Raw genomic sequence first — 25,268 nt, forward strand, 5'->3', positions numbered from 1 at the left:
TCCACCGGGTCAGGTGGTTTGCGACAGGTACGGTTAGATGCTTGCCAAGGACGTTCTTCGCATCGTTCTCTACGGGGTCGGGCTCAGCTCGCTCGGAGCGGTGATCTATTTCGCCGGTCCCTTCATTGCGTTCGGCGATTGGCGGCCGCTGGAGAACCATATCGTCCGGCAGATCGCTATTCTGCTGCTCACCACGATCGTCGCAGGCATCGTTGGCCTCAATCTGTTCAAGCGGCGCAAGGGTGCCAAGGAGATTGCCGATGGCATCGCTGGTGCGGACCAGCCCGTCAGCGATGAACCGGTGCTCAAGGAGCGCATGAAGGATGCGCTCGCGACGCTGAAGACCGCCAGCGGCAACAAATCGGGCTTTCTCTACGATCTGCCGTGGTACGTCATCATCGGTCCGCCCGGCGCCGGCAAGACCACGGCGCTGGTCAATTCCGGGCTCAAATTTCCGCTCGCGCGCGGGGCGACGCCCGCGGCGATCGCGGGGGTCGGCGGTACCCGCTACTGCGATTGGTGGTTTACCGAGGAGGCGGTGCTGATCGATACCGCCGGCCGCTACACCACCCAGGACTCCAATAGCAAGGCCGACAAGGACAGCTGGCTGGCGTTCCTGGACATCCTGAAGAAAAGTCGATCACGCCAGCCGATCAACGGCGTCCTTGTCGCCATCAGTATCGAAGACATTCTAACGCTGCCGAAGCAGGAGCTCGCACTTCACGCCGATGCCATCAGGATGCGCCTGCTCGAGCTGCATCAGAGGCTCAAGGTCAGCTTCCCGGTCTACGCGCTATTTACCAAAGCTGATCTCGTTGCCGGCTTCACCGAGTATTTCGCCTATCTCGGGGATGCCGGCCGCCGCCAGGTCTGGGGGGCCACGTTCCAGACCGCCGACAAGACCCAGAATCTGGTGGGGCAGATCCCGGTCGAGTTCGACCGTCTGCTGGAGCGCCTGAGCGAGGAGACGCTCGACCGTCTGCAGGACGAGCCGACGCCCCAGCACCGCGTGCAATTGTTCGGCTTTCCGGCACAGATGGCGCGGCTCAAGCCGCAGATCCACGATTTCCTCAACCTGATCTTCGAGCCGACGCGCTATCACGTGAACGCGAACCTGCGCGGTTTCTACTTTACCTCGGGTACGCAGCAGGGCACGCCGATCGACCAATTGATCGGGTCGCTGGCACGTACGTTCGGCGCTGAGGAGGTCGGTTCCGGATCCTATTCGGGCACGGGCAAGAGCTTTTTCCTCGCCGATCTGATCTCCAAGGTCATCATCGGCGAAGCCGACTGGGTCTCGACCGACCGTGCCGCGGTGCGCCGCGCGCTAATCCTGAAAACCGCGGCCCTGTCATTGATCGGCCTGGTCTCGATCGGACTGATCGCAGCCTGGCTGACGAGCTACAAGCGGAACTCCGATTTGATTGAGCAAAGCCTGCAGGCCGATAGCGAGTATGCAGCCGCCGGCGCACCAATTATCAAACAGACGCTGATTGCTGATCATGATCTAGACAAGGTGCTGCCGCTACTCTACCGGCTGCGAAACGCCCCGGCAGGCTACGGATCGCGCGGCGAGTCGGTGCCTCTGTCGGCTCGCTACGGGCTCAGTCAGCACGCCCGGCTGCTGTCGCCCTCGAAGGCGGCCTATCATACGGCGCTTGAGCGCATGTTCCGGCCGCGGCTGCTGTATCGCCTGGAGGAGCAGCTCAATGCGCGCATAAACGAGCCTGCCTTTGTCTACGAGGCGCTCAAGGTCTATCTGATGGTCGGCGGCCTGCAGTCGCCGGACCGCGAGTTGATCCGCTCTTGGATGCAACGTGACTGGGCGGACAACCTCTATCCTGGCGCCACCAACGCGGAAGGGCGGCGTCTGCTCGACGAGAACCTCGTGGCAATGTTCGACCTCGAGACCGAACAGCAGCCGCTGGTCGAACTCGACGGCCGGTTGATCAAGCAGGCCCAGAGCTCCTTGGCGCGCCTGAGCGTGTCGCAACGTGCCTACGAGTTTCTGAAATCGGAGGCTCGCGCATCGACCGCTGGCGACTGGATCGCCAGCCGCCATGGCGGACCCGACATGGGTGTCGTGTTCGAAACCACGACGGGGCAGCCTTTGGACGCCGTGCGGGTACCCGAGTTCTTCACGTATAATGGCTTCCATCAGAAGTTCGTTGCCCGGCTGTCCGGATTGTCTGAGCGGATGAAGCGGGAGCGATGGGTTCTAGGGGATGCCGGCCAGCAGTCGGCCATCGACCAGCAGTACGACAATCTGGCCGGCGATCTGCTCAGCATCTATTCCAACGATTTCGTGACGACCTGGCGAACGGCGCTCGGGAGCCTGCGCCTGAAGAAGCTGCTCGCCGACAAGCCGAAATATGAGGTGCTGCGGGCGCTTTCGGCGCCGACCTCGCCGATGCGGCAAATTCTGGAATCGGTGCGCGACGAGACGGTGCTAACCAAGGAACGGGCGAAGCCGGCGAGCGCTTCGGCAGCCGCCGCCGCACCGGCGCCAGCACTCTTCACGAATGCCCAGGATGGACCGCCTGGCGCGATGATCGAGGCGCAGTTCAAACCTTACCACGCGGCGCTCGAAGGCGAGAGCACCCGCCGGCCGATCGACTCGACCGTCGCGAACCTGAACGACATCGCGCAGAACCTGACGCTGATCATCGAGAATCCCCAACTGACCGCACAGGCCACAGCTGCGCTTCAGACCCAGGTCGCAGCGCTCCGCAACAATGCCTCGCGCATGCCGCCGCCATTCTCCGACATGCTGCGAGCAGCAGCCGCGGAGTTCGAAGGCAGCATTGCGGCTTCAACCGCCGGGCAAATCCTTCAAACGTTGCGCGATCAGGTCACGCCGGTCTGCCAACAGACCGTGACCAACCGCTACCCGTTTATCCGCAGCAGCAGCCAGGAAGTCCCGCTGGCGGATTTTGCCAAATTGTTCAGTCCGAATGGTGTTATGGACAAGTTCTTCACCCAGTATCTGGCACCTTATGCCGACACGTCGCGATCGGACTGGGTTTGGCGAAAGGAGAGCCCCGTTGGTCGGTCGTTCTCGCCGGATACGCTCAAGCAATTCCAAAATGCGGCCTATATCCGCGACGCCTTCTTCCAGACCGGCGGCGGTTTGCCGGCGGTATCGTTCGCGATCCGGCCGCCTGGGGCAGCCGGGCCAGGCGTGACCGTCAAGACCGAGATCGGCGGCACCACAATTACAAGCCCAACCACACCTGGTCCAGCGACCTCATCCTTGTTCGGCGGTCCGCAACCTACGCCACCGCCACCGCCACAGAGCAACTCGCCAACGACCGTCCTATGGCCGGGCCCCGCGCCGCGAACTGCAATTTCAGTCAGCAACGACACCGGCCCGCCATCCGTGCTTGAGCGCATTGGTCCCTGGTCGTTGTTTCGGATGCTGGAGGCTGGCTCGTTAGTGGTGAAAGCGGAAACGGCCAGCGCGACTTTCATCGTCGCCGGGCGCGAGCTCAGCTATCAAATTTCGACTGGATCGTTGCGCAACCCGCTGAATCTGTCAGTGCTGCGTGAGTTTCGTTGCCCGACCGGGATATGACCATGCGTTGTGGGTTATTCGGCAAAATCGGCGCGAAGCGTGACTTCATCGCGATCGCAACTCCGCGCAGCTTCCTGGAAGCTTGGGAGCCGTGGGTACAGGCTGCGCTGTCAGCAAGTCGCCACCAGCTTGGCCCAGGATGGCAGCAGGCCTTTCTGACCGCGCCGGTCTGGCGGTTTTGGCTCGGTGCCGCAATCTGCGGAACGACGGTGGCGGGGGCGATTATGCCCTCGCTCGACGGGGTGGGGCGATACTATCCCTTGACCCTGCATGCGGTGACCGGCGAGGCCGTCTCGCTGCCGCCGCCGAGCATTGATCCGCAGGACGAATGGTTCGGGCAAGTGGAGGCGTTCCTGCTTTCGACCCTGGATCGGGCCGCGACCTTCGAGCAGATCTCCGATGGACTGGACCGGCTTGCGGTGCCACGACTGCAGGAGACCATCGCCAGCGGTCCGCCGATCACGTCGCTTGGTACTGCGGCAATGGGGAGGGCTTCGGCGGTCGACGCCTTCGCGGGGGCGTTTGCAGCACTTTGCGCCGCCAACCCACAGGTTTACGCCGCGGCTAGCTTCTGGTGGACCGCCGGAGGGGAAGGCTTTCCGCCAATGGCGCTGAGTTGCCGCGGATTACCAGATCCGTTTCACTACATTACGCTGCTGACCGGTGATCCCGGCCTCGCGGCATCCGGGAATGGATGACGTACGATGGTGCATACCCCATCCTTGTTCGATGTTGGTAGCGTTACCCATGCCGGAAGGGTGCGGGAGCGGAACGAGGATTCATGTTTGGTACGAACCGACGTTGGCCTGTGGGCCGTCGCCGACGGTATGGGTGGTCACGAGGCCGGCGATCTCGCCAGTCGCATTGTAGTGCAGTCGCTTGACGCGATCGGCACGCCAGAATCAGCCGCAGACCTGCTGGCGGAATGCGAGGAGCGGCTATTCAGCGCAAACCGGCAGATACTGGCGCTTAGTCATGAACGACAGGGTGCCACCGTCGGGACTACAGCGGCGGTTCTGCTCGTTCGCGATAGCTACTATGCCTGCATATGGGCGGGTGATAGCCGGGTTTACTTGATCAGTCGCGGCGCAATTAGCCAAGTGTCGCATGATCACAGCGAACTGGAGGAACTGATCGCCGAAGGTGCGCTGTCGCGCGAAGACGTGAATGATTGGCTGAGCAATGCCATTACTCGCGCCGTCGGTGTCGCCGATGATCCGGAATTTGAGGTGGTAACAGGCCCGGCCGAGCCGGAGGATGTCTTCGTGATCTGCAGCGATGGCCTGACCAGACACGTGCGGGACGACGAGATCCTGCAGCACGCGGCTACGCGACGCGCCCAGGCAGCTTGCGATGACATGCTCGCGCTGGCTCTTGATCGTGGCGGGCTTGACAACGTAACGATTGTGATCGTGCGACTGCTGACGCCACGATCTCAGGAGGCGACAAGATCTCCGCTTGATCGCGAGCCGCAACCATGACCCCGAACGATCCGTTCCGACCGTCCTATCAGGGCGTGCCCCCCGGCACCCGTCTCAACGGTATCTACGAAATCGAAGCGGTGATCGGCGCGGGCGGCATGGGTGAGGTCTACAAATGCCGAGAGATCCAGACTGGATCGCCTGTTGCCGTGAAAATGCTATTGCCCGACATGGTCGATAACGAGGCGGCGCTCGCGCTGTTCCGTCGAGAGGCCGCTGCACTCCACAATCTTCCGCATGACGCGATCGTTCGCTACTTCCTGTTTACGGTGGAGCCGGTGCTGCAGCGACCGTATCTCGCGATGGAGTTCGTGAATGGCCGCTCGCTCTCGAACATGCTCGACGATGGACCGTTGACTTTCGAGGCGCTGATCAAGCTGATGCTGCGCGTCGCATCTGGACTGGAGGCTGCCCATGAGCACGGCATCATCCATCGCGACGTTTCTCCGGACAACATCATTGTTCCGCTCGACGACGTCAGGCGGGCTAAGATCATCGACTTCGGCATAGCCCGGTCGACCCAGATGGGTGACAAGACCATCATTGGCTCGGGCTTCGCTGGCAAGGACAACTACGCATCGCCGGAACAGGTAGGGTTGTACGGCAATGACGTGACCGCGAAATCCGATGTCTACAGCCTCGGTCTTGTGCTGTTTCACGCGCTGACCGGACAGAAGCTCGACATGGGTGGCAGCCAGTTTCAACTGGTGGAGAAGCGCCGGCGTGTTCCCGATCTCGGTGCGGTGGATATGCGCATCCGGCCTTTGCTGGAGCGGATGCTGCAGCCTGATCCGGCATTGCGCCCGACCATGGGAGAGGTTGCCAGCTGGAAGCCGACCGGTTTGGTGCAGACGCCGGCCGCGCCGTTATATGGTTTCGATCCGCTGCGGCGGCCGGAAGGCGCGGCGCCGGTGCCGCAGGACAGGATGCCATCGACCGCGCGGAGTCCGCGCGGCCGTTGGCTGGGGGCGGGCGTGGCGGCTCTGTTACTGCTGGTCGGCGGTGGTGGATATGCCTTCTACAAGCTGGTCTGGTCAGCGCCCGGCACCGCGGTCTTGCCGCCACCTCCAAAACTCGCCGGAACAATGGCGCCGCCGAAGGTCGAGCCCGCTGGACCACAGCCCGGGCGCCAAGAGCCGGAGAAGTTGTCTGCGCAGCCGACGGCGACGCCGTCTCCGGCACTCGATGGGGCGGGGCGAGCTGAGCGCATCCGCAAATACGTGGCCCAATATTCTGGCGGTGACTGCTTCTTTGTCTTGCCGATTGCCGTGAGCCCAAATGCCGCTGTCATCGAAGGGTTCGGTGCCTCGACCGCCCCATTCGACACCTTCGACAAAGCGTTTCGGCGTGAGCAGGGTTTCGAGGCTTCGATCGGCGTCAGGCAAGTGACCCAGGCGCAATGCCCAGCCGTCAAGTTCTTGAGTCAGGTCGGGAGCGATCAGGCGCGAATCCCACGCATCACCCTGTCAGCGACAGAGCTGAAGGGTGGTGAAGCCCTCAATGGGACCATTGAGAACTTTGCCAACCGCGTGGTCGAGCTCCTCATGGTGTCGGATCGCGGCGAAGTCCAGAGCCTGTCTTATCTTCTGAAGCCGGGCATCGACTCGCTTTCGTTTACGCTCCCGACAACGCGCGCGAGCGGTCCGCAATTGCTGTTGGTCGTGGCGGTTCCGCAGGTTCTGGACTCATTGCGCCAGCCGCGACCGATAGCTGCCGATACGTTCTTCCTCCAGGCGCTGAGCGAGGCTCAGCGCAACAAGGTGACCATCATCGCGGCCGCGCGCTACGTGCTGCTCACCAATTGACCGGCACGCTCAGAATGTTCCGATCACCAGGATTTTCAGGTCGGCATCCGGCTTGAAGTCGTTTGCCGTATATTCAAGCGTATTTCCGGTAGCAGACGATGCCTTGAGCCGCCCAGGACAGAAGCTCACCAAGCGGTCGTTGCCGCCTGGGTCGATAGTCAGCTTGAACGACCGGATCGGCCCGGCCCAATTCGCGCCGGTCTTGAGCACGTATGATATGCGCCTCTCCTGCAGGTTCGCGCTGTTGATCTGGTTACTGCCCGCGCGCTTGTCGAGCTCGGCGAGGAACGTATCCTGGACGCAGTATTCTTTCCGGTAACGGGCGACTTGCTGACCCAGTGCGCTGCTGCGGCGTAGGCTCGGGCGCAGGATGGTGTCAGGACTGGAGCCGACGCTCGGCCGGTACTGGTGTTCGACCGTGACGGTGCGCATGGGCGGAAACACCTGCTGGCGCACAGCCGAGGTCTTGATAACCCAGCCTGGCGCATACTGCTGGCGACCGTTGTCGCTCATTCCGGCAGGCATCATAAGTCCGTCGTCCACGAGCCGGGTCCGAGTCGCCGCGGGCAGGTCGCTCAGCCGGATCTCGCGGCCACCAATCGGCAGCAGCGGTAGCTTGAGTTCGCGGAGCAGGGCACTGACATCCCTGTTGCCAACCATGGCGCGCTGATCGACGGTCAGCGGCGCCGGGCTGCCGTCGACCCTGGTCTCGAAGTCGACGAAGTTGATCGGATCATTTGAAGGTAGTGCAATGTTCTCAGCCTCCGACAGGTCGATGTCGGGCAGCGGAAAGGCAACAGTAAGCGTGACCGGCTTGGCAGTGACGTTGGCGAATTGGTAGCGAACACTGATTCTGTCGAGCCCGATACTAAGGTTCTCGCTCTCCATGGCCACGTCATTGGTGCGTACGAACTGGAGCCCGCCGATCGACAATTCCGCAGCCGAGTCGTTGGCGCGTGCCGGCCAGCCCGTCGCAACCAGCAGCGCGACCATCAAGGCCCGTATCCGGAACGACGGTCGGATGCAGGCTCCGTTCGGCAAGCTAGTCTCCATGCGGCGTCGCAACATATGCTGGTTCCATCCGATGCGGGTCAATCGATCGGCTGATAAAGATCGCCCCACTCGGACTTCCAGACCCCGTCTGGATCGCACACCACCAGCGCCAGCTTTACGTCGTTTGCCAGCCGGATCGCGCCGCGAAAAGCATCCTGCGCCGGCAATTGCGCGCTGATTTGGTCGGTGGTCAGCCGTCCCCGGCTCGCGGCGGCCGGCAGCACGATTGATCCGGAGGCGCCGTCATTGTCGCGTTTCAGGAGCAGCGTGATCGCGTCGGGCTGAACTTCGCTCACCTTCTCAAATCTATTCCGGGCCATGTTTTGCACCGCAAGCTGAAGAGAATTCGGACTATCACCGTCAAGTGATAGAATTGAACGTGATTGAGATTGCGCACCACTAATTGACGCGCAGCATTAACGGCATCTCGGATTAGTCGATCCGACGCGGCGATCGGTTCGGGGTACATTGAGGCGAACATGCTTCGTCCAAATCGTTGGATCTGGGTCTTCATCGTTGGCGCTGGCATTTTCGGAACCAATGCGCATGCCGACGATACTGTCGTCCGCAGCTTTGCCAGCGGTTTGGCTGCTTCCATGGTCGGCATCGTTCCGGCCAGCGAGGACGTGGAACTCGCGGGACCACAAGCACTCAGCGCCGACGGGCAGGGCAACCTGTTTGTGCTCGATCAGGTCAACGGTCGCATCCTGCAGTTTGACCCGAAACAGCCGAACTCAGATCCTGACGTCCTCAAGATGCCGAAAGACGTCCAGCCGACCGATCTCGTGGTCCACAACGACGACATCATGGTTTGGGACGGCGGCGTACGGACGCTGAAGGCGGCGCCAGGGCAGTCCACGCGCGGAATCGGTGGTGACGTGATCCAGCTTGAGGAGGTCTCGAGCCGTAGCGCGGACGATCAGGTCGCCGTCTCCGCTTTCGCCCAGATGGGATCGCAGGCGCCCGGCAGCGCGGCCGACTTGCTCAACCAGAATACCCGCGCGGCCATCGTCAAGACGACGCGGCAGCCCGACCGGCAATATGTGGCTTCTCGAAGTAAGGGCTCGGTGATCGCCGATATCGTTCCGGACAAGGGCAATGCCAGCGTAAGGGTCGAGATCCAGACCATGGTCACCAACGAGACGATCGGACAGCTAAGCCTGCGGGTGCGCAACCAGCTCGGAACGGTGGAGTTTCTTGAGATCGACAACGGCGACCGCTTCTATGTGCTTGCCGAGGACGTTCCGCCATCGGGAAAGAACGCCTCCACGTTCGTCGCACGCTATGCTGCGAACGGCCGTCTCGAGGGAATCTATGAGCTTCCTTTGGAAAATACGCCGCTGACCCGGCGGTTCGTCACGGTTTCGGGCGATGGCGATGTCTATTTCCTCCGGACCAAGCCGGACGGAATTGAAGTGGTTGGCGTCGGCTTCCGGCCGCTGACCAACGCTTCCATTATCGACGTGCGGCCGTCGCGAACGGCAGCCGCGCCAGCACCGCAATCCGGCGTCAAATTCGACGCGTCGGCCGCTGTGAGACCTTCCAATCGCCAGCAGGCTATCGAGACCGCGTTTGCATTCGAGGGCATCCAGTGGAAGCTGACGCAGTCGAACTACGGCAGCGATCCCGACAGCCAATGCAGCGGCTTCAGTCGTATTCGGCGGCCGTGGTATCTGCAGGGCAAAGTGAACCAGGAGGTGCGCGGTGTGCCCTATTGCTGGGGCTGCCACGGTTCGCTCGCGAACTTCCGGCAGCGGATCGACAGCGGAGCGCTGGCTGGCAATGTGTGCACTCGCAACGCGCCAAGGCCGGATGTGGCTGGCGTCGACTGTTCGGCATTCGTCAGCGCCGCGTGGGGACTTTCTGTCCACTACACGACTGCCGCTATTCCTGCGATCGCAGCCTCCGTGGCAAATCCCTGGGACCTGAGGCCCGGCGATGCGCTGAACAAGCCGGGCTCGCACGTGATGTTGTTCCTGCGGTTCACGCCCGATCGCAAGGCCGAGGTGATGGAATCCTCGACCGGTGGCTGCAACGGTCGCGTCTGCCGCAACGTCTACCCGTTGGCGAGCCTGCTTTCGCGTGGCTACGTTCCGGTCCGCTTTCGGGCGTTCGCGGATGACCAGGCGACAGTCTCAGCGAGCGCCTATCAAGAGGCCGAACCGCAGCCGGGCCGCAAGACGGCGAGCAAAAGGCGCTGAACCCGGTGTGTCGCTGGCGCTACAGAATGGATAGGAAGGATGTCGAGGTGGATCACGATGCGGATGCCCAGGGAACTTGATTGCGGGATCAAGCGGCTATGCGCCACCATCGGGCTCGCTGCGTTGATCGGGCTGATATCCCCGCACGCGCATGCGACAGGAGGATTGTCGATCAGCAATCCGGACGGGGCGGCGGTGCGCGCGCTCGTGATCGGGATCGATGACTATCAGCACGTGCGGAAATTGAAGGGCGCGGTCGCCGACGCCACTGACATCGTGACCAGCTTGAAGAGCATGGGGGTTGGCGACGTCGTCGTACTCACTAACGCACAGGCCGACAGGGCAAGCATCTTGCGCGAGATCAGTTCACTGGTGGAGCGGACCAAGAACAACGACCTCATTTTTCTGTCGATCGCAGGTCATGGAACCCAGGAGCCGGAGCGCGTCAAGGGCTCGGAGCCGGACGGGATGGAAAACGTGTTCCTGCTGCCAGGCTTTGAAACCACGCCAACCGGGTCCATTGAACGTGTTCTGGGCAGCGAGTTCAACCATTTCATCCGGCAGTTCGAGCTTCGCGGAGCGAAGGTGATCTTCGTGGCTGATACCTGCCACGGCGGCGGTATGGTGCGCGATATCGATCCGCGTGCCGCTGAGATGAGCTTCCGGCAGGTGCCGCGTTACACATTGCTGGTTGACGAACTGAAGCCGGTGTCGGACAGCAACGATCCGAAGTCAGAACTCGATCTTGACCACACGGCGTTCCTGGCTGCGGTGGACCGCTACACCAAGGCGCCGGAAGTCCGCATCCCTGGCATCGATGGCTTGCGCGGGGCTCTCAGCTATGCGGTCGCACGGGCGGTGGAGGGTAGCGCGGACATCAATCACGATGGGAAGGTGACGCTCAAGGAGCTCTTCAGCAATGTTCGACAGGTGGTCTATCAGCTCTCGGACCAGCGCCAGAACATCGTGACCATATCATCGCCGCCTCAGACGCCGGATACCGACATCGCCTTCGAATTGACGCGCGGTGTCGTGCTGATTCAGGGGCCGGCCGCGAGAGCGGCCTCCGGCCCGGCCGGATCCGGGGCGCCCGTCGAGGGACAAGCGCCCGCGCCGCCGGCTGTCACGGCCAAGGCACCAAACATTCCCACCCTTGCCGCGGCGGCGACCAAGGAACTTCCGACCGGCGACGCGCCGGCCCCCCTCCGTCTCGCTGCGCCAATCCGGCTGGCGGCGCTCGACGGCAAGACGAACTATTTTGCGAGCGTGGCGCCAAAGGATGTTCCCGTGCAGGCTGTTCAACCGACGGACAATCCCGACCTGATCTGGGATCCCGTGTCGCACGACGTGATCGCGTGGGGCGACGTAGTCGCCTACGGGATCGACGTTGCCAGCCTGCCGACGGTCGTTGACCGGACAGCGGCAATTCGTGAACTGAAGCGCATTGCGACCCGGTCGCCGCAGATCATGCGCATCTGGCCGGACGATCGCCAACAGCGTGCTGGCCAGACTGTCGAAGTTGATCTGTCTGATGTGGGGTCAAGAGCGGTGTTGCTGTTCAATGTGTCTGGCGATGGCACCATCCAATTGTTGTATCCGGTGGGTTCCGATGCGGCACTGGCCCGATCGGCGAGTTTGCGCCTACCGCTCAGGGTCGGCGAGCCGTTCGGCGCGGAACAGATCGTTGCAGTGACCTCGCAGCAACGCATGGTCGATCTTGAGACAGTCCTGATGCAGCTCAACCGGCGCCGCGCTTCGGGGCAGGTGATCAAGAGCCTCGAGCGGTACTTGCCTGCGGACGCGCGGATCGCCTCGGTCGGCTTCTTCAGTGCTCCCTGACTTTTAGGGAGAGCAGGCCATGCCGTCATCGCAGCCGATCCGCCGGGAGCGACCATGGCTCGCATTCCTGCTGCTGCTGGCGGGTAGCGGAGCTTCGTCCGCAGCACCGTTGCCGTCGGCATCGCTGAATGTCGGCACGACGTATGCACCCTGGCTTTGGCCCGTACAAGCGGCGCGCAGGCAGGCCAATACCGCGAGTGTGTCCCTTCAGATCCTGCCGGGTCAGACCGTCAACCTCGGCGGCAAGGTCACGTTCGGCGTCACCGCGAGGAAGCCGGGATATCTCATTCTCGTCGACGTCGACGCGGAAGGGCGAATGTCCCAGATCTTTCCGACTCCCGAGCTATTGGCGCAGTCGGACGGACGCGACATCAATCTCGTCAAGCCCGGCGTCGAATTTGTCGTTCCAACCCCGGCGGCTCGGCAGCGTGGTTTTGAATATGTCGTCTCACCGCCGACTGGGTCAGCAGTGATGATCGCCATCCTGAGCGAGCGGCGGGTGCAGTTGCTCGATTTGCCGGACTTGCCGCGCAAGCTACAAGATCAGGCCGAGGCGTTGAGCTATCTAACGGCCTGGACCAGTGAGCTGCGCGTGCCGGACAACGGCAGCGGAAAGCTGGTGACGAATAATTGGTCGTTCGACGTCAAATCCTATTCCATCAAGTGAGCCCGGCAAGGCCAAGGCCTGTGAAGGCTAAAGCTTGCTCAGCCGACTGAAGAAGCCACCCCGGGCGATCATGTAATGAATGTCCTTTGGAAAGGGAAAAGCGCTGCGAACGTTGGAAATCGCGCCCTGAAGGAATTCCCCGTGCTGTGGCGCCGGCTTGTGGTGCAGAGGCGGCTGGTCAGCGACTTGCGGTATCATGAAGCGATCCACGTAAGCCGGGTCCAGGTCGTTGACCCTGACCATCTGGCCAAATGCCGGGAACAGGTCGTAATGACCGACCCTTACGCTAAGGTTCTTGAGAGCAGGGCGTTGTGGCTGCGCTTGATTGCCATCGGCCGTCGCCAGCCCGCGCCCGATCAGGTCCAGCTTCACCGATTGCGGGAGAGTTGATGGACCATACACGATCTCGAGCGCGCGGCCGCTCTGTCCAGACAACCACTGATACCAGAAGGTCGCATCGTCGGGCCGCGCATTGGCGCCGTAGAGGCAGTCAAATCCCCAACAGGCCGTCAGCTTGCCCTGATACTTTCCAAGGTTCCCGACGAGATTGCGCATGCCGTTACCGCCGCCGGAGTGGCATGCGATGATGAGCTTGCCGATCTGGAGCTGAGGAATGGACGTCGAGGAGAGACCCAGGAACCTGGCAAGAGCTCCAAGGACCTCCTCGAGATAGCGTTCGCCCCAGCTCGCGGTTGCCAGGTCAGACACGTTGTAGTTTCCGGCAAAGGTGTCGCCAACGGCATATTCGTAGCCCAGGAACGGCGCGATAAGCACCACGTCCTTGCCGGAATCCCGGACCTGTTCGCGCAGCCGCGCTGGATCGTTGTGGAATAGGAATTCATGGTTTTTGACATAGAAGCCGTGAAGCCAGATCACGACATCGAACTTGGTGGCAGCTGTTGGGTGCTTTGGCGGAAGATAAACCGCCGTCGGCTTCATGCCGGGTGCCTGCCGCTTCGTGAAGAGCGTCACCCCCGGAAAGGCGTTGGCGTCCTTTTGCTCAAGCTCACACGCAACCACACAGGTCGCTCCGCTTCGGCCAATCCAGGCAAGGACCTGGCTGACCTGGTGTTAAGCTCTGCTGCCCGTCACACATTCTCGACACCAAAATCCGCGCGGCCTCCTGGCCTTCCATGACGCCGTGGCAGCCTTGCGCGTTGCTAGCGGCAGGACTCGACATTACCTACGTTGCCCCCGGGGCCGCCCCCGCCGCGGTATTCGAGGTGGCAGCCGCGACTGACCTGACGGCACAGAGATTGATCACAAACGATCTGACCACTGCCGCCGCCGCTGTTCTTCACAGTTGCTTGCCGCCGCGGAACGTCGGCTGTTGGCTCCGGTCTCTCGCGGGCCGGACGATCCGCACGTGACGGACGCTCGTCCGTGTTGCGCTTCGCAACCGGTTTCTTCCCGCGTCGCTTCTCGCATTCATTGTCGTCGTTGAGGAACGAACCCTCGGCACAGGTGATCCTACTGCACTGGTCGCCGTCGGGCCTGTAGCCGCGATCGCAGATCAGCGGGCAGACCCGCGATGGCCTAAGCTTGATCGCGTCAAGAGCATCCAGACTTGCAAGCTTGACGTCCAGTTTGGTGCCTGCGTGCCGGTTGAAGAGAGCCAACGAGCGCTGCGAGGCCGCATTCCATTGGCCATCGACGGGGCCGGCGAAGCAGCCGACGCGGCTCAATTCGCCTTGTACGGACTTGGCGATATCGGCTCTTGCGATATCGGTCTGGCGCGGCTCGTCACTCAGTGCCGCAAGCTTGGGCGTCTTGCTGTACTCACCGGGCGCAGCGGCCGTAGGGTTATCCGCGACGGTACTCTCAACGGCCGGCTTATTCCCGGAGAGTGCAGCGACGATTGTAGATTCGGATGCAGTCCGTTTCCGTTCCGCCTCGGTGGCCTGCTCCTGCGCCGCTTGCTTCGTCCTCTCGGCGGCAATCCGGGCCTCTTCCGCAGCCTTCAGATCCGCGGCCGCCTTCTCCTGTTCGGCACGCTGGGCGCCCTGGGACATCAGGCGAGCTTGTTGCTGCTCGGCCTGCTGCGCTTTCGCCGTCGCCGCGACGCGTGCGTCCTCGGCCTCGAGCTGATTAAGCTGCAGCTTGGCCAGATTTGAGTAGTATCCGTCTGGATGCTGGGTCAGGAACGCGTTCAGAGCGGGCTTGTTGCGGAGCTGCAAGGCCAATTCGTAATCGCGACGAATTTCCGACTGGGGGTTGGCTGCTTGTATCGGCTCCTCGGCCTTGGCAGCCGGAACCAGTGCAACGTCTTCGCCGCCCAGCGAGCCGTAGACATAGGGCTCCTGTCGGTTGCCCGTGGCTTGCAAGACATCGTCGCGGACGAAGCCGAAAGCCCTGCGCAAGTCGAGCCCCGGCTTTGCAATATACTTCACGAGAGCCGTCGCGTACGGACTATTCTTGCTGTTGCCATCGAGTGCGGTTAGTCCGGCTTTCGCCGCAAACGCGATCAGTGTGTTGGAGACGGCGGGTTCGACCCTGGCCAGCCCGCGGCTGATTGATCGCGAGGCAACTGTACGCTTCATTGAGTCGGCAAACGGATTGTTGCGGCACGCGTCGACGATCACAACGCGCAGCTGCCTCGCAGGCTCGATCGCCAGCAGGACACGGTCGAGCGAGAATGCTTCGTCATAGATATCCGTGTCACGCTCGAGTCTGGCGTCTGTCGGGATCAGATAGTTCGTCCCGTCGATCTCGATACCGTGGCCAGCATAGTACACCAAGGCAATGTCGGCATTGCGGGCCTGATCGGCGAATTCTCTCAGGGCCCGCCGCATGTCGGTCGCGGCGAGGTTGAGCCTTGAGTCAACCACATCGAAACCTGCGCCCTTCAAGGTCGCGGCGATGGCCGCAGCGTCATTGGCCGGGTTTGGAAGCAGTGGGGCGTTTTGATAGCTGGAATTGCCGACCACCAAAGCCACGCGCTTTGTCGCCCAGGCTGGCTGAGAGGCCAGGAACAGCGAAGCGGCGAGAAGAAGACAAACCCTGAGGTGCCTGTACAATCTCATGGCGAACACCCAACCTATGCCCGTAGAATGGTGACGTCGCGAGGACGGCCGCGTAAGAAATAATTCCTGAATTCGTACGCTACTGGCGGCTGCCTGTCTGCATACAGTACCGATCTCGAGCCCGATCCATTCCTATGTGTTGTTTTGAAATGCGGAGGCGTTCAAAAGGTGCGGAGGATTATTGCGGCCGGGCGTTGTGCGCCGATTCATGTGGATGATGGGCGCCCGCCAATGTTGTGCTGTCGTGCGACCTCGGTATAAGATGTTGATGTAAAACAGTTATTACATTCTTGCTGGCCTGCACGCGGCAGCGCACCAGAAGGCTCTGACGTGGTTCAAACGAAAGTTCCGCTGACGGCGATCGAGCGGACGTGAAGTCCAAGGACGGGCTCGCGGATCGACCGTCTCGGTCGCAGCTTGCAATCAGGTCAACAGCGCGGAGCAAGGCCGTCAGTTCGGCTTCGGGCAGTGATGGACTTTGCGAAGAATTCGACTCGTCCATCGAGCTATGGCTTGGCGACCACGAAGCCGTAGAAGTTCTCCAGGAGCTGATCCTCCGTGAGAGAGGACGTTCTTGTGGCCTTTGTACTCTTCATCTCCCCAAATGAAGACCGTCATTTTCAAGTTCCCGAGCGCAGCACGATCCAATGACGAGCTTGAGCCACATCGAGCCCGACGTCGCCTGATCCGACGCGTCGAGCAGACTGGGCGTCGATAAGCAAACAGACGCGGTAGCCCGCGGCAAATAGCCGGCTCGCCCTATCTATACTGCCGGTGCCCGACGGCCAAGAAGGCGCTCGACGTGGTCAATACGATCTGGTCAAAGGCCAAGATCGCGTTCGTGATCAGCGATTGCTTGATGGAGAAGCCGCTCGACATGGCAAAGAGCGCACGCAGCAATGATCAGCGATTGCTGGGTGTTCTTACCTCTCGGCACGATCCGGACAATGCCATCCACATCTACCTCGTCAATTCGATCGAAAATCTGTCCGCTGGCGGAGGCTCATACCCCAATAGCGAACCCGAGCCGGCAAGCTTCGTCCAGTGGTATGGCAATGACCACGCCAATGGACGCGCCTGGGCTCACGAGCTTGGTCATCTGATGAGCCTTGATCACGTCGAGATCGATTATTCCAATGAGAAGCAGGCGGCGCAGCGCGTCAAGAACCTCATGACGATAGGATTGAGCGCCGGCTCCGACTTGACTGGCCAGCAGATCGATGCAGCCAAGGGCTCAAAGCTGGTCAAGCGATTTGGTGGATAAGTCGTTGGCCGACCGCAGAAGTCGTCGCCTCCGTCGTCCTGCAGGTCGCGCGTCCGCGCGAAACGGTCCGAACGTCCTCTGCGCGAGGCGGTCTCCACTGAATTCAGCCAAACGATCACATTGTGGCAATCGACGCAGTCGTGTGCTCCCGGCCCGACGTCGAGGCGGCAAGTTCCATCGCGCCGGGCCTCGTAGGCGGAGCCCTTGGCGAGCCCCTTGTCGGAAATCGAAAAGCAACTGAATGACTGCGTTTCGCGCATGGCAGCGACAGCCTTAGTGAGAGTAGATCGAGCAGACGACGCCAGGTTCCTGTTCGCGAGAACCTCGTCGCTCCAGCCCAGACGTTTAGCGCGAGAGTCCATGATTGCGATCACAGAACCGGTGACCACTTCGCCTGCTTTGCGCAAAGCCATCCGCAATTGACACGCAATGCCAAATCACCAACGAGCACACCAAGTGCTTCCGCGATATTGCGCTGCGGCTGCTGGGCGACGCCTACCGTTTCGCTTTGTTTTTGATGGGGATCAGGCAGACGCAGAGCAAGCCGGCAAAAGTACTATCTAGATGCGCTGTCGCTTTGACAGCGGTCGGGTAGGGGCTTCGAGGTCTAGGGAAATTCCGCGAAGTCGTCGTGCTGTACGAGTTCCACGGCCTGTCCTACCGCGACCCCTCCTAGGTCGTCACTGCTCCGATCGCGACAATGATGTCGCGTTGCACAGCGCACACTGCTTCGGCGCCAGATCGAAATGGGAAGAAGATCACAACCTTCGTTGTAGCTACCGATTTCATGAACTTCTCTTCTCTTGCCCGCACTAAAAACAAGGCGGTCCTGCGCCGTCCGGCCGATCGCCGACGAGTTGCTATCTGTTCACTGCAGGTCGAAGAGACATGTTTCACAAAACTGGTCCGGGCAGGGTTGACGTCGATCTGGATTTTTCAGGAGTGGGGGTTCTGCACGCGCGGCTCTGGAATTTCGATTTCGATGACTTTGCCGGCTACCAGTTTCGGGGCTTGAAGAAAGAGCATTCCGAATTTCTGAAGAACAAAGTGGTACCCCTACTCGAGGATGACGCCGGTCAGATCTGGATGACGGGCTCCGCGAGCCGGATCGGTGCGGCCGATTGGAATATGACGACGTCGGCCAACCGCGTGATTACAGTCGCGCGGTCTCTGTCCGAGATGGGCATCCACCCGGAGCAAATGCAGACGCACGCCATCGGCAATACGCAGACGGCAAATCACAGGCTGGACGAAGACAGCGATAGATCAGTGGTCCTTTGGGTGCTCCCGAAGGTCTATTTCGAACCGATCATAAAGCCAGACTTGCCGCGACCCGTTCCGCCGAAGCCAAAAGTCAGTCGAAATTTCAAGATAGCCATGCTGCTTGAGGTCGACGGTTCGATCTCGTTCGCCGCGAGAGCGGCCATCAAGCGCATCGTGAAGGGCAGGGCTGGAGCCGGGATTGCGTTTGCCAGCGCCTTGTTCTCCATATGGGACACGGAAAACAATTTGAAGTGCACCTACGTCTATGCGGCGGTCGGCCTGGGCTTTGGCTTAAGCCTTCCGAAAACTGGCGGTAGATCGGGTACCCTGCATGGCCCGTGGAATTCGTTTACGACTGAAAAGCCAATCTCCTGTTCGCAGTTCGGCAAGTCGATGCGCTTTACGACAATCGGCATAGGCGATGTGAGCAAGAACTGGATCCTGCTGGAAACGCCCAAGGGGGTGAAGGACGTCTACTTGAGCATCAGCACCGGCACGACCATAGGCGGCGGCGCGTCGACATACCCAGCCCATCTGAGCGCTTTCATCCCGCTGGAGAGACCAAAGCCGTTTGGCGGGCCGTGAGCATGCCGAGGCCGACAAAGCCCGCATACAGTGGTTCATGTCCCGAGCTAGCTTTTGTTGGCTGGACCTAGTTCAAACTTCCCCATGATGGATTGGAGCGAGAGTTCAGATCTTTCAGATAGTTAGAGGGCGGCATGTGCACTACGTGTGCACCGGGAGATCAAGAAAAATCTCCTCACAGCTAACGTGATCGGGCCTTCCGATGTAGATGGCGCCGCCTCGGTGCGATCGACTGGTCGTCCGCCTGCACTTTTCGACAGTTTCGGTCGAGGCGCGGGGTAGCAGATGCGGCGTCCGCGCCGGTCTGCGCGGGCCCGCAAGAGGCCGTTTGGAACTGAGCGCAGGGCGAACGCGATTCAAGCGGGGATTTGTTGGCAGCCGCTCTCGCGCGCGCAGCGCTAGCTGCATCGAGCGACAAATCGAAAGCGCAGGGGCGCCATAAGAATTCGCTATGGCGGCAGACCGCAGTCATGCTTCCCCTGTCATCGAACGTAAATCTATTTTTTACCGTCGGCCGCAGAAGAAAATTCCAAGAGCAAGACCACGGAAGTGGCGGAGATCGCGGGCGCATCATTTTGTAGCGGCAACGGAGCGGGCACATGACAATCGAATTGAGCCGACGCGGATTTTGCATGGGAACCGCACTGATCGGCCTTCAGGCCGTCTCCTCCAGTGCCTTCGCCCGAACCGAGGACGGCACCGTCAAGCTCGGCCTCGTCGCGCCGATGAGCGGGCCGAATGCCCGCTATGGCGCGTTCTCGCTGCGTGGCGCCCAGATGGCGGCCAAGGAGATCAACGGCGCCGGCGGCATCGGCGGGCGCAAGATCAACGTCCTGGCCGGTGACAGCCAGGGCACGCCGGTCGAGGGTGTCTCCGCAACCCGCCGTCTCATCGACCAGGACCAGGTTGATTTCATCATCGGCGACGTATCGAGCTCGGTGACGCTCGCGATGCAGCCGGTCGTGGAGGATGCCGGTGTGCTTCTCCTCAATGCCGCGTCGTCGAATCCGAAGATCACCTACAAGGCGGGCGTCGGCGGCTTCAAATGGACCTACCGTAACTATCCGACCGACGAAAACCGTGCCCTGATCGTGCTGCAATACGCCGCCGAGAAGAAGGGCTTTACCAAATACGCCGTGCTCTCGGTCGACAGCGATTATGGGCGCGCGGCCATCGAGTTCACCAAGAAGTACCTTCCTCGTTTCAAAAGCCAGATCCTGACGGAAGACTATTACAAGGAGGGCGAGGTGGATTTCCGCAGCGTGCTGTCCAAGATCCGCGATTCCGGCGCCCAGGCCATCATCATGTACGGCAACGCCGATTCCACGCCCATCGTCGGGCGTCAGATGATGGAGGTCGGGATCGCAGGGAAGATTCCGCTGATCGGCAATGCCGAGTTCAATACCGAGAAGACCATCAAGGCGGCGCCGAAGGCGCTCGAAGGTGCGATCGAGGCGGCGGCCTGGCTTCCCGCCTACGAGCCGGAGAAAAGCAAGGCGTTCGTCGACAAGTTCACTGCCGAGTTCCGTGAAGCCCCCAACAACCACGCCTATGTGCACTGGGAGACGACGCATCTTCTGGCCAAGGCGATCGAGCAGGCCCAGAGCATCGACCGCGAGAAGGTCCGCACCGCGCTGTCCAAGATCCATTATGCGAGCGCGGTCGGCGAGGTGACCTTCGACGATCACAATCAGGCGCGCCTGCCGATGATCCTGCTCGAGATCGAGAACGGCAAGCCGGCCATCAAGGGAGCCTATTCGGCCGAGATCGATTATCCCAAATAGGGCGCCACGCACATGTTCTACACGATCATAGAGCAGGTCGTTAACGGCATCGTATCAGGATCGGTCTATGCGATCGTTGCGGTCGGCATGACGATGATTTTTGGCGTGCTGCGCGCCATCAACTTCGCGCATGGCGAATACTATATGCTCGGCACCTTCGGGGCCTGGTTCGCCATCGAATATTTCGACCTGCCTTATCCGGTAGCAGTCGTGATCGGTGTGGTTGCCACCGCCGTCATCGCCGTCGTGGTCGGCAATTTCGTGATGCAGCGGATCGTCGGAGCGCCGGCCGAGGCCGGCGTGCTCGCGACCCTCGGCGTCGCGCTGATCCTGCAGAACACCGTCATCCTGGTGTTCGGTGGCAGCTACAAGTTCTTCTCCGGCGGCTATATCGAGCCGGTGACGCTGTTCGGTTTCACACTGGCCGAGCAGCGCATCCTGATCATCATCGTCAGCCTCATCGTGTTCGTCGGCCTCGAGCTGATGGTCACCTACAGCCGGATGGGCAAGGCGATGCGCGCGGTGTCGCAGAACATCGAATGCTGCGCTGTGGTCGGTATCGACGTCCGTCACATCGCGCTCTGGACCTTCATCCTCGGGGCTGGGTTGGCGGCGCTCTCGGGCGTGTTGACTGCGCCCGTGAACGTCAGCGTCTACGGCGGCATGGGCGAGCTCATCACCTTCAAGACGCTGCCCATCATCATCATGGGCGGACTCGGCAACGTCCGGGGCACGTTCGTCGCGGCGATGATCCTCGGTATCGCGGAGAGCCTGGTTGCCACCTATGTCGGGCTGCAGTTCCGCGACACCGTGGGATTTGCGACCCTCATGCTGGTGCTGATGTGGCGTCCGCACGGGCTCTTCTCCGCGCAGGCCCGCTTCTGACTACCATGGATGTGACATGACTGAGATCGTCCGAGACCAGACCATGGCACCAGCCGAACTCCCTGTTGCGGCGACGGGACGGGATTTTCGCGTTCCGTTTGGCCTCGCGCTCGGCGCGCTGGCATGCGTCGCACCGCTATTCCTCGGCAATTACCCGCTGCACGCGATTATCATCGCGCTGATCTTCCTGCTGCCGGCCCATGGTCTCAACCTGCTGCAGGGATACACCGGGTTGCTGTCGCTGGCGCAGGCAGCGTTCTTCGGCATTGGGGCCTATACGTCGGCGCTGCTGGCAGTCCATTTCGGCACGCCGTTCTATCTGAATTTCCTCGCCGCCGGCCTTGTGACGGGCGCAATTGCGGCGCCGCTCGGAATTCCCGCTCTGAGGCTGCGTACGACGTCGTTCGTGATGTGCACGCTTGGCTTCGTCATCATCGGTCAAGCCATCGCTAAGAACTGGATCAGCCTGACGCGCGGCGACATGGGGTTGGCGGGGATCCCAAAACCCTATTTCGCGCTGGGGCCCGCCTCGTTCACGGTCTCCGGAACCGTCGCCTTCTACTATTTGACGCTCGTCATCGCTGCGCTGGCAACGCTGGCCGTCTACCTGATCGTTCGGTCGCCGGCGGGCCGCAACATGATCGCCATTCGCGAGAACGAGACGCTTGCCGAATCCGTTGGCATTCCGACCTGGCACTACAAGCTCGTCGTCTTCATGATCAGCGCTGCCTTTGCGGGGCTCGGCGGCAGTCTCTATGCGCATTATCTGACCGTGGTCAGCCCGCTGACCTTCCAGATGTACTATTCGACGACGATGCTGATCATCGTGCTCGGCGGCGGGGCGGGGACCATCTCGGGCGTCATCTTCGGCAGCCTGCTGTTCGTCGGGCTCACCGAAGCGCTGCGCGTCGCCCCGGAGCTGCGCATGATCGCCTATGGCTTCTTCCTGCTCGGCCTGGTGTTCTGGTTCCCCAGCGGATTCGCGCCGCTGATCGGCCGCTTCTGGTCATTCCTGGAGAAGCGCAAATGAACGGGCTGCCGATCCTCGATATCTCCGGCCTCTGCAAGTCCTACGGCGCCGTGCGCGCCGTGGACTGGGTGGATCTGCATGTCGACCGCGGCGAGATCTGCGGCTTGATCGGCCCCAACGGCTCCGGAAAGTCCACCTTCTTCGATTGCGTGACCGGGCTCGCAAGACCGAGCGCGGGAGCTGTGAAGCTCGACGGTCAGGACATCACGGGCTGGTCGCTCAACGATATCGCCCGTGAAGGCCGCATGCTGCGCTCGTTCCAGAAGACCGTGGTTTTCTCCGCGCTGGACATCGAGGAAAACCTCGTGATCGCCGGCCAGATGTTCACCTTTCCCGGCATCTGGTCGACGTTCGGGATCGGCGCCGCCGCGCGCAATCGCGTCGCGGCGCTCAGGGAACGGGCACGCGAGCTGATCAGGATCGCCGGTCTCTGGGATGTGCGTTTCCAGCCGGCCGGCAAGCTCTCGGGCGGCCAGCAGAAGCTGATCCAGTTCGCCTCGATGCTGATGCCAGAGCCGAAGCTCATTCTGCTCGACGAGCCCATGGCCGGCATCAATCCCAAGCTGATCGAGCGTGTGGTCGAGAGCATCCGCCTCGCCAACACCTCGTTCGGCGTCAGCTTCCTCATCATCGAGCACAACATCGACGTCGTCACGAGCCTGTGCAAGCGCGTGGTCGTGCTCGACCAGGGCCGCAAGCTCGCGGAAGGAACGCCCGACGAGATCGTCCGGAACCAGGCGGTGCGGGAGGCCTATCTCGGTGGTTGAACCCTCTCTCTCGATCAAGGGCCTGCGGGCCGGCTACGGCTCGCTCGACATCCTCAACGGCGTCGATCTCGACGTGCCGCAGGGACAGTTCGTCGCGCTGATGGGGCCGAACGGGGCGGGCAAGTCGACGCTTCTGAAGACGCTCTATGGCATGACCACGGTCAAGGGCGGCAGCATCAACTGGCAGGGCAAGGACATCAGCGCACTCAAGTCGCGCGCGATTCTCGCCGAAGGGATCTCCTGGGTGCCACAGGGGCGCTGCAATTTCCCTGTCATGACGGTCGACGAGAACCTCCAGATGGCCGCCTATACGCTGCGCGACAGCAAGGTGAAAGCGGAGCGGGATTATGTCTACAACCTCTTCCCCATCCTGAAGACGCGCCGCAACACGCTGGCCGGTAACATGTCGGGCGGCGAGCAGCAGCTGCTCGAAGTCGCGATGGCGGTGCTGCAGCGGCCAAAGATCCTGCTCGTCGACGAGCCCTCGGTCGGTCTGTCGCCGACCGCGATCGGCATCGTGTTCGATGAGCTGCTGCGCATCAACGCGGCCGGCCAGACCATTCTGTTGGTCGAGCAGAACACCAAGAAGGCCATGGCCGTGGCGCAGCGCGCCGTCATCCTGCGGCTCGGCAAGGTGATCTGGGACGGGCGTCCCGCCGACATCACCCATGACGAGCTGGGCGAGCTCTTCCTCACCGGCCGCATGCGCGGTGAGACCGACGTCGAACAATGATCTAGGCGTCCGCCCGGCAGGTGGACGGCATTCGCAACGCAAAGGACGACAACAGTGACGATCTTCGTGCCGGCCGCGCGCGTCTCGCGCATCAAGATATCTCCGACCACGGCGGCGTCCGCCCGCGTGCGCGAGCTGAAGGCCGCCGGCCGCGACATCGTCGACATGGCGATCGGCGAGCCTGATTTCGACACGCCGGATCACGTCAAAACGGCCGCGCACGAGGCGATCGATCGCGGCGAGACCAAATATACCGCCGTCAACGGCACTGTCGCCCTGCGCAAGGCGATCATCGCCGACTACAAGCGCCGCCTTGGCCTCGACTATGCCGACAACGAGATCTGCGTTGGGGGCGGCGCCAAGCAGATCCTGTTCCTCGCGCTGATGGCGAGCGTGGAGGAGGGCGCCGAGGTCATCGTTCCCGCGCCCTATTGGGTCTCCTATCCCGACATGGTGATCGCCAATGACGGCAAGCCCGTCATTGTCCGCTGCTCCGAGAACCAGGGGTTCAAGCTAACGGCGGAGGCGCTGGAAGCCGCGATCACGCCGAAGACGCGCTGGCTGATCCTGAATGCGCCCTCGAACCCGACCGGCGCGGCCTATTCCCGCGCAGACCTCAAGGCGATCGGCGACGTGCTGCTGCGTCATCCCGACGTCCTCGTGCTCTCGGACGACATCTATGACCAGATCTGGTACCGCGACGAGCCGGCGACGACGCTTGCCGCCGCGGTGCCCGAGCTCAAGGACCGCGTCCTGCTCGCCAACGGGGTGTCGAAGACCTATGCGATGACCGGCTGGCGGATCGGCTATGCCGCCGGTCCCGCGCCGCTGGTCGCCGCCATCAACAAGCTGCAATCGCAGATGTCGTCGTGCCCATCGTCGATCAGCCAGGCCGCGGCCGCCCATGCGCTGACCAGCGACCAGTCGTTCGTTCGCGACAGCGTCAAGCTCTACAAGGAGCGCCGCGACTATGCCTGCGCACGGCTCAATGCGATCCCCGGCCTGTCCTGTCTGGTGCCTGACGGTGCCTTCTATCTCTATCCCGGCTGCGCCGGCGTGATCGGCAAGACCACCCCGGGCGGCAAGGTCATCGAGAGCGATCTCGATTTCGTACTCTATCTGCTCGATGATGTCGGTGTCGCCGCCGTGCAGGGCGCGGCCTACGGGCTCTCACCTTATTTCCGCCTCTCGATTGCAACTTCGATGGAGGCCATCAAGGCCGCCTGCGACCGCATCGAGAAGGCCTGCAGAGCGCTGCGCTGAGTGCGAGGCCGGACTTGCCTGCCAAATCGGCGCGCAAGCGAAGAAACCGAT

At 61.8% G+C, this 25,268-nt stretch carries 19 protein-coding genes; 15 read left to right on the forward strand and 4 right to left on the reverse strand.

What is annotated here, in order from left to right; genetic code table 11:
• Nucleotides 1-37 precede the first annotated feature (37 nt).
• From tssM to BJA_RS17850, 4 genes are read left to right on the forward strand one after another with little or no spacing between them, the layout of a single operon-like run.
• Nucleotides 38-3,574 (forward strand): type VI secretion system membrane subunit TssM, encoded by a 3,537-nt coding sequence (tssM, locus tag BJA_RS17835; RefSeq protein WP_011086382.1) that lies wholly within the window; start codon nt 38-40, stop codon nt 3,572-3,574.
• Entirely contained in the window at nt 3,571-4,272 is a 702-nt protein-coding gene (gene tagF, locus BJA_RS17840; protein WP_011086383.1) for a type VI secretion system-associated protein TagF, read from the forward strand. The genes tssM and tagF overlap by 4 nt, the downstream gene beginning before the upstream one ends.
• Before the next feature lie 6 nt (nt 4,273-4,278).
• Nucleotides 4,279-5,055 carry a PP2C family protein-serine/threonine phosphatase gene (locus tag BJA_RS17845; protein ID WP_011086384.1) on the forward strand — a complete coding sequence of 259 codons (777 nt, stop codon included), beginning with the start codon at nt 4,279-4,281 and terminating at the stop codon, nt 5,053-5,055.
• Nucleotides 5,052-6,860, forward strand: a complete 1,809-nt coding sequence (locus tag BJA_RS17850) for a serine/threonine-protein kinase (RefSeq protein ID WP_011086385.1) — start codon at nt 5,052-5,054, stop codon at nt 6,858-6,860. Before BJA_RS17845 ends, BJA_RS17850 begins: the two co-directional genes overlap by 4 nt.
• Before the next feature lie 9 nt (nt 6,861-6,869).
• Here the strand turns inward: BJA_RS17850 and BJA_RS17855 are convergent, their stop codons facing one another.
• The gene (locus BJA_RS17855) at nt 6,870-7,853 is read right to left on the reverse strand and encodes a DUF4424 domain-containing protein (protein ID WP_038967721.1); all 984 of its coding nucleotides are present in this window, start codon (nt 7,851-7,853) and stop codon (nt 6,870-6,872) included.
• Nucleotides 7,854-7,951: 98 nt separating this feature from the next.
• Nucleotides 7,952-8,209: a hypothetical protein gene (locus tag BJA_RS17860; RefSeq protein WP_236842226.1), complete on the reverse strand. Its 258-nt coding sequence runs from the start codon at nt 8,207-8,209 to the stop codon at nt 7,952-7,954.
• A 183-nt stretch (nt 8,210-8,392) separates the two neighbouring features.
• Here BJA_RS17860 and BJA_RS17865 point away from each other — a divergent pair, with 183 nt between their 5' ends.
• The 3 genes from BJA_RS17865 (at nt 8,393) to BJA_RS17875 (ending at nt 12,620) form a co-directional block, all read left to right on the forward strand.
• Nucleotides 8,393-10,114 carry a hypothetical protein gene (locus BJA_RS17865; RefSeq protein WP_011086388.1) on the forward strand — a complete coding sequence of 574 codons (1,722 nt, stop codon included), beginning with the start codon at nt 8,393-8,395 and terminating at the stop codon, nt 10,112-10,114.
• Nucleotides 10,115-10,153: 39 nt separating this feature from the next.
• Nucleotides 10,154-11,953 (forward strand): caspase family protein, encoded by a 1,800-nt coding sequence (locus BJA_RS17870; protein WP_011086389.1) that lies wholly within the window; start codon nt 10,154-10,156, stop codon nt 11,951-11,953.
• Nucleotides 11,954-12,062: 109 nt separating this feature from the next.
• Nucleotides 12,063-12,620: a DUF4384 domain-containing protein gene (locus tag BJA_RS17875; RefSeq protein ID WP_236842227.1), complete on the forward strand. Its 558-nt coding sequence runs from the start codon at nt 12,063-12,065 to the stop codon at nt 12,618-12,620.
• A gap of 27 nt (nt 12,621-12,647) precedes the next feature.
• Here BJA_RS17875 and BJA_RS17880 read toward each other — a convergent pair whose 3' ends face one another.
• Nucleotides 12,648-13,640 carry a hypothetical protein gene (locus BJA_RS17880; RefSeq protein ID WP_011086391.1) on the reverse strand — a complete coding sequence of 331 codons (993 nt, stop codon included), beginning with the start codon at nt 13,638-13,640 and terminating at the stop codon, nt 12,648-12,650.
• A gap of 140 nt (nt 13,641-13,780) precedes the next feature.
• Nucleotides 13,781-15,643 carry a caspase family protein gene (locus BJA_RS17885; RefSeq protein WP_236842228.1) on the reverse strand — a complete coding sequence of 621 codons (1,863 nt, stop codon included), beginning with the start codon at nt 15,641-15,643 and terminating at the stop codon, nt 13,781-13,783.
• 802 nt (nt 15,644-16,445) lie between these two features.
• Here BJA_RS17885 and BJA_RS17890 point away from each other — a divergent pair.
• From BJA_RS17890 to BJA_RS17925, 8 genes are all read left to right on the forward strand, one after another.
• On the forward strand, nt 16,446-16,907 hold the full coding sequence (locus tag BJA_RS17890; RefSeq protein ID WP_011086393.1) for a hypothetical protein: 462 nt from the start codon (nt 16,446-16,448) through the stop codon (nt 16,905-16,907).
• Nucleotides 16,908-17,795: 888 nt separating this feature from the next.
• Nucleotides 17,796-18,755 (forward strand): OmpA family protein, encoded by a 960-nt coding sequence (locus tag BJA_RS17895; RefSeq protein ID WP_011086394.1) that lies wholly within the window; start codon nt 17,796-17,798, stop codon nt 18,753-18,755.
• Nucleotides 18,756-19,354: 599 nt separating this feature from the next.
• Complete coding sequence (locus BJA_RS17900) at nt 19,355-20,539, forward strand: ABC transporter substrate-binding protein (RefSeq protein ID WP_011086395.1); 1,185 nt, start codon at nt 19,355-19,357, stop codon at nt 20,537-20,539.
• A gap of 12 nt (nt 20,540-20,551) precedes the next feature.
• Nucleotides 20,552-21,424: a branched-chain amino acid ABC transporter permease gene (locus tag BJA_RS17905; RefSeq protein WP_011086396.1), complete on the forward strand. Its 873-nt coding sequence runs from the start codon at nt 20,552-20,554 to the stop codon at nt 21,422-21,424.
• Between the two features lie 43 nt (nt 21,425-21,467).
• Nucleotides 21,468-22,454, forward strand: a complete 987-nt coding sequence (locus BJA_RS17910) for a branched-chain amino acid ABC transporter permease (protein WP_038966182.1) — start codon at nt 21,468-21,470, stop codon at nt 22,452-22,454.
• Nucleotides 22,451-23,221 carry an ABC transporter ATP-binding protein gene (locus BJA_RS17915; protein ID WP_011086398.1) on the forward strand — a complete coding sequence of 257 codons (771 nt, stop codon included), beginning with the start codon at nt 22,451-22,453 and terminating at the stop codon, nt 23,219-23,221. The genes BJA_RS17910 and BJA_RS17915 overlap by 4 nt, the downstream gene beginning before the upstream one ends.
• Nucleotides 23,214-23,954 (forward strand): branched-chain amino acid ABC transporter ATP-binding protein, encoded by a 741-nt coding sequence (locus BJA_RS17920; protein ID WP_011086399.1) that lies wholly within the window; start codon nt 23,214-23,216, stop codon nt 23,952-23,954. The genes BJA_RS17915 and BJA_RS17920 overlap by 8 nt, the downstream gene beginning before the upstream one ends.
• Before the next feature lie 54 nt (nt 23,955-24,008).
• Nucleotides 24,009-25,217, forward strand: coding sequence for an aspartate transaminase (locus BJA_RS17925; protein WP_011086400.1), 1,209 nt, complete (start codon nt 24,009-24,011; stop codon nt 25,215-25,217).
• Nucleotides 25,218-25,268 lie beyond the last annotated feature (51 nt).

This window comes from Bradyrhizobium diazoefficiens USDA 110 (assembly GCF_000011365.1).
Classification (GTDB): Bacteria; Pseudomonadota; Alphaproteobacteria; order Rhizobiales; family Xanthobacteraceae; genus Bradyrhizobium; species Bradyrhizobium diazoefficiens.

Excerpts from the sequence above, each read along its gene's own strand:
- BJA_RS17855 (WP_038967721.1), bottom strand. The coding sequence starts at position 7,853 with ATGGTCGCGCTGCTGGTTGCGACGGGCTGGCCGGCACGCGCCAACGAC.
- BJA_RS17915 (WP_011086398.1), top strand. The coding sequence starts at position 22,451 with ATGAACGGGCTGCCGATCCTCGATATCTCCGGCCTCTGCAAGTCCTAC.
- BJA_RS17850 (WP_011086385.1), top strand. The coding sequence starts at position 5,052 with ATGACCCCGAACGATCCGTTCCGACCGTCCTATCAGGGCGTGCCCCCC.
- tssM (WP_011086382.1), top strand. The coding sequence starts at position 38 with ATGCTTGCCAAGGACGTTCTTCGCATCGTTCTCTACGGGGTCGGGCTC.
- BJA_RS17905 (WP_011086396.1), top strand. The coding sequence starts at position 20,552 with ATGTTCTACACGATCATAGAGCAGGTCGTTAACGGCATCGTATCAGGA.
- BJA_RS17885 (WP_236842228.1), bottom strand. The coding sequence starts at position 15,643 with ATGAGATTGTACAGGCACCTCAGGGTTTGTCTTCTTCTCGCCGCTTCG.
- BJA_RS17845 (WP_011086384.1), top strand. The coding sequence starts at position 4,279 with ATGGTGCATACCCCATCCTTGTTCGATGTTGGTAGCGTTACCCATGCC.
- BJA_RS17895 (WP_011086394.1), top strand. The coding sequence starts at position 17,796 with ATGTTTCACAAAACTGGTCCGGGCAGGGTTGACGTCGATCTGGATTTT.
- BJA_RS17900 (WP_011086395.1), top strand. The coding sequence starts at position 19,355 with ATGACAATCGAATTGAGCCGACGCGGATTTTGCATGGGAACCGCACTG.
- BJA_RS17910 (WP_038966182.1), top strand. The coding sequence starts at position 21,468 with ATGGCACCAGCCGAACTCCCTGTTGCGGCGACGGGACGGGATTTTCGC.
- tagF (WP_011086383.1), top strand. The coding sequence starts at position 3,571 with ATGACCATGCGTTGTGGGTTATTCGGCAAAATCGGCGCGAAGCGTGAC.
- BJA_RS17865 (WP_011086388.1), top strand. The coding sequence starts at position 8,393 with ATGCTTCGTCCAAATCGTTGGATCTGGGTCTTCATCGTTGGCGCTGGC.
- BJA_RS17870 (WP_011086389.1), top strand. The coding sequence starts at position 10,154 with ATGTCGAGGTGGATCACGATGCGGATGCCCAGGGAACTTGATTGCGGG.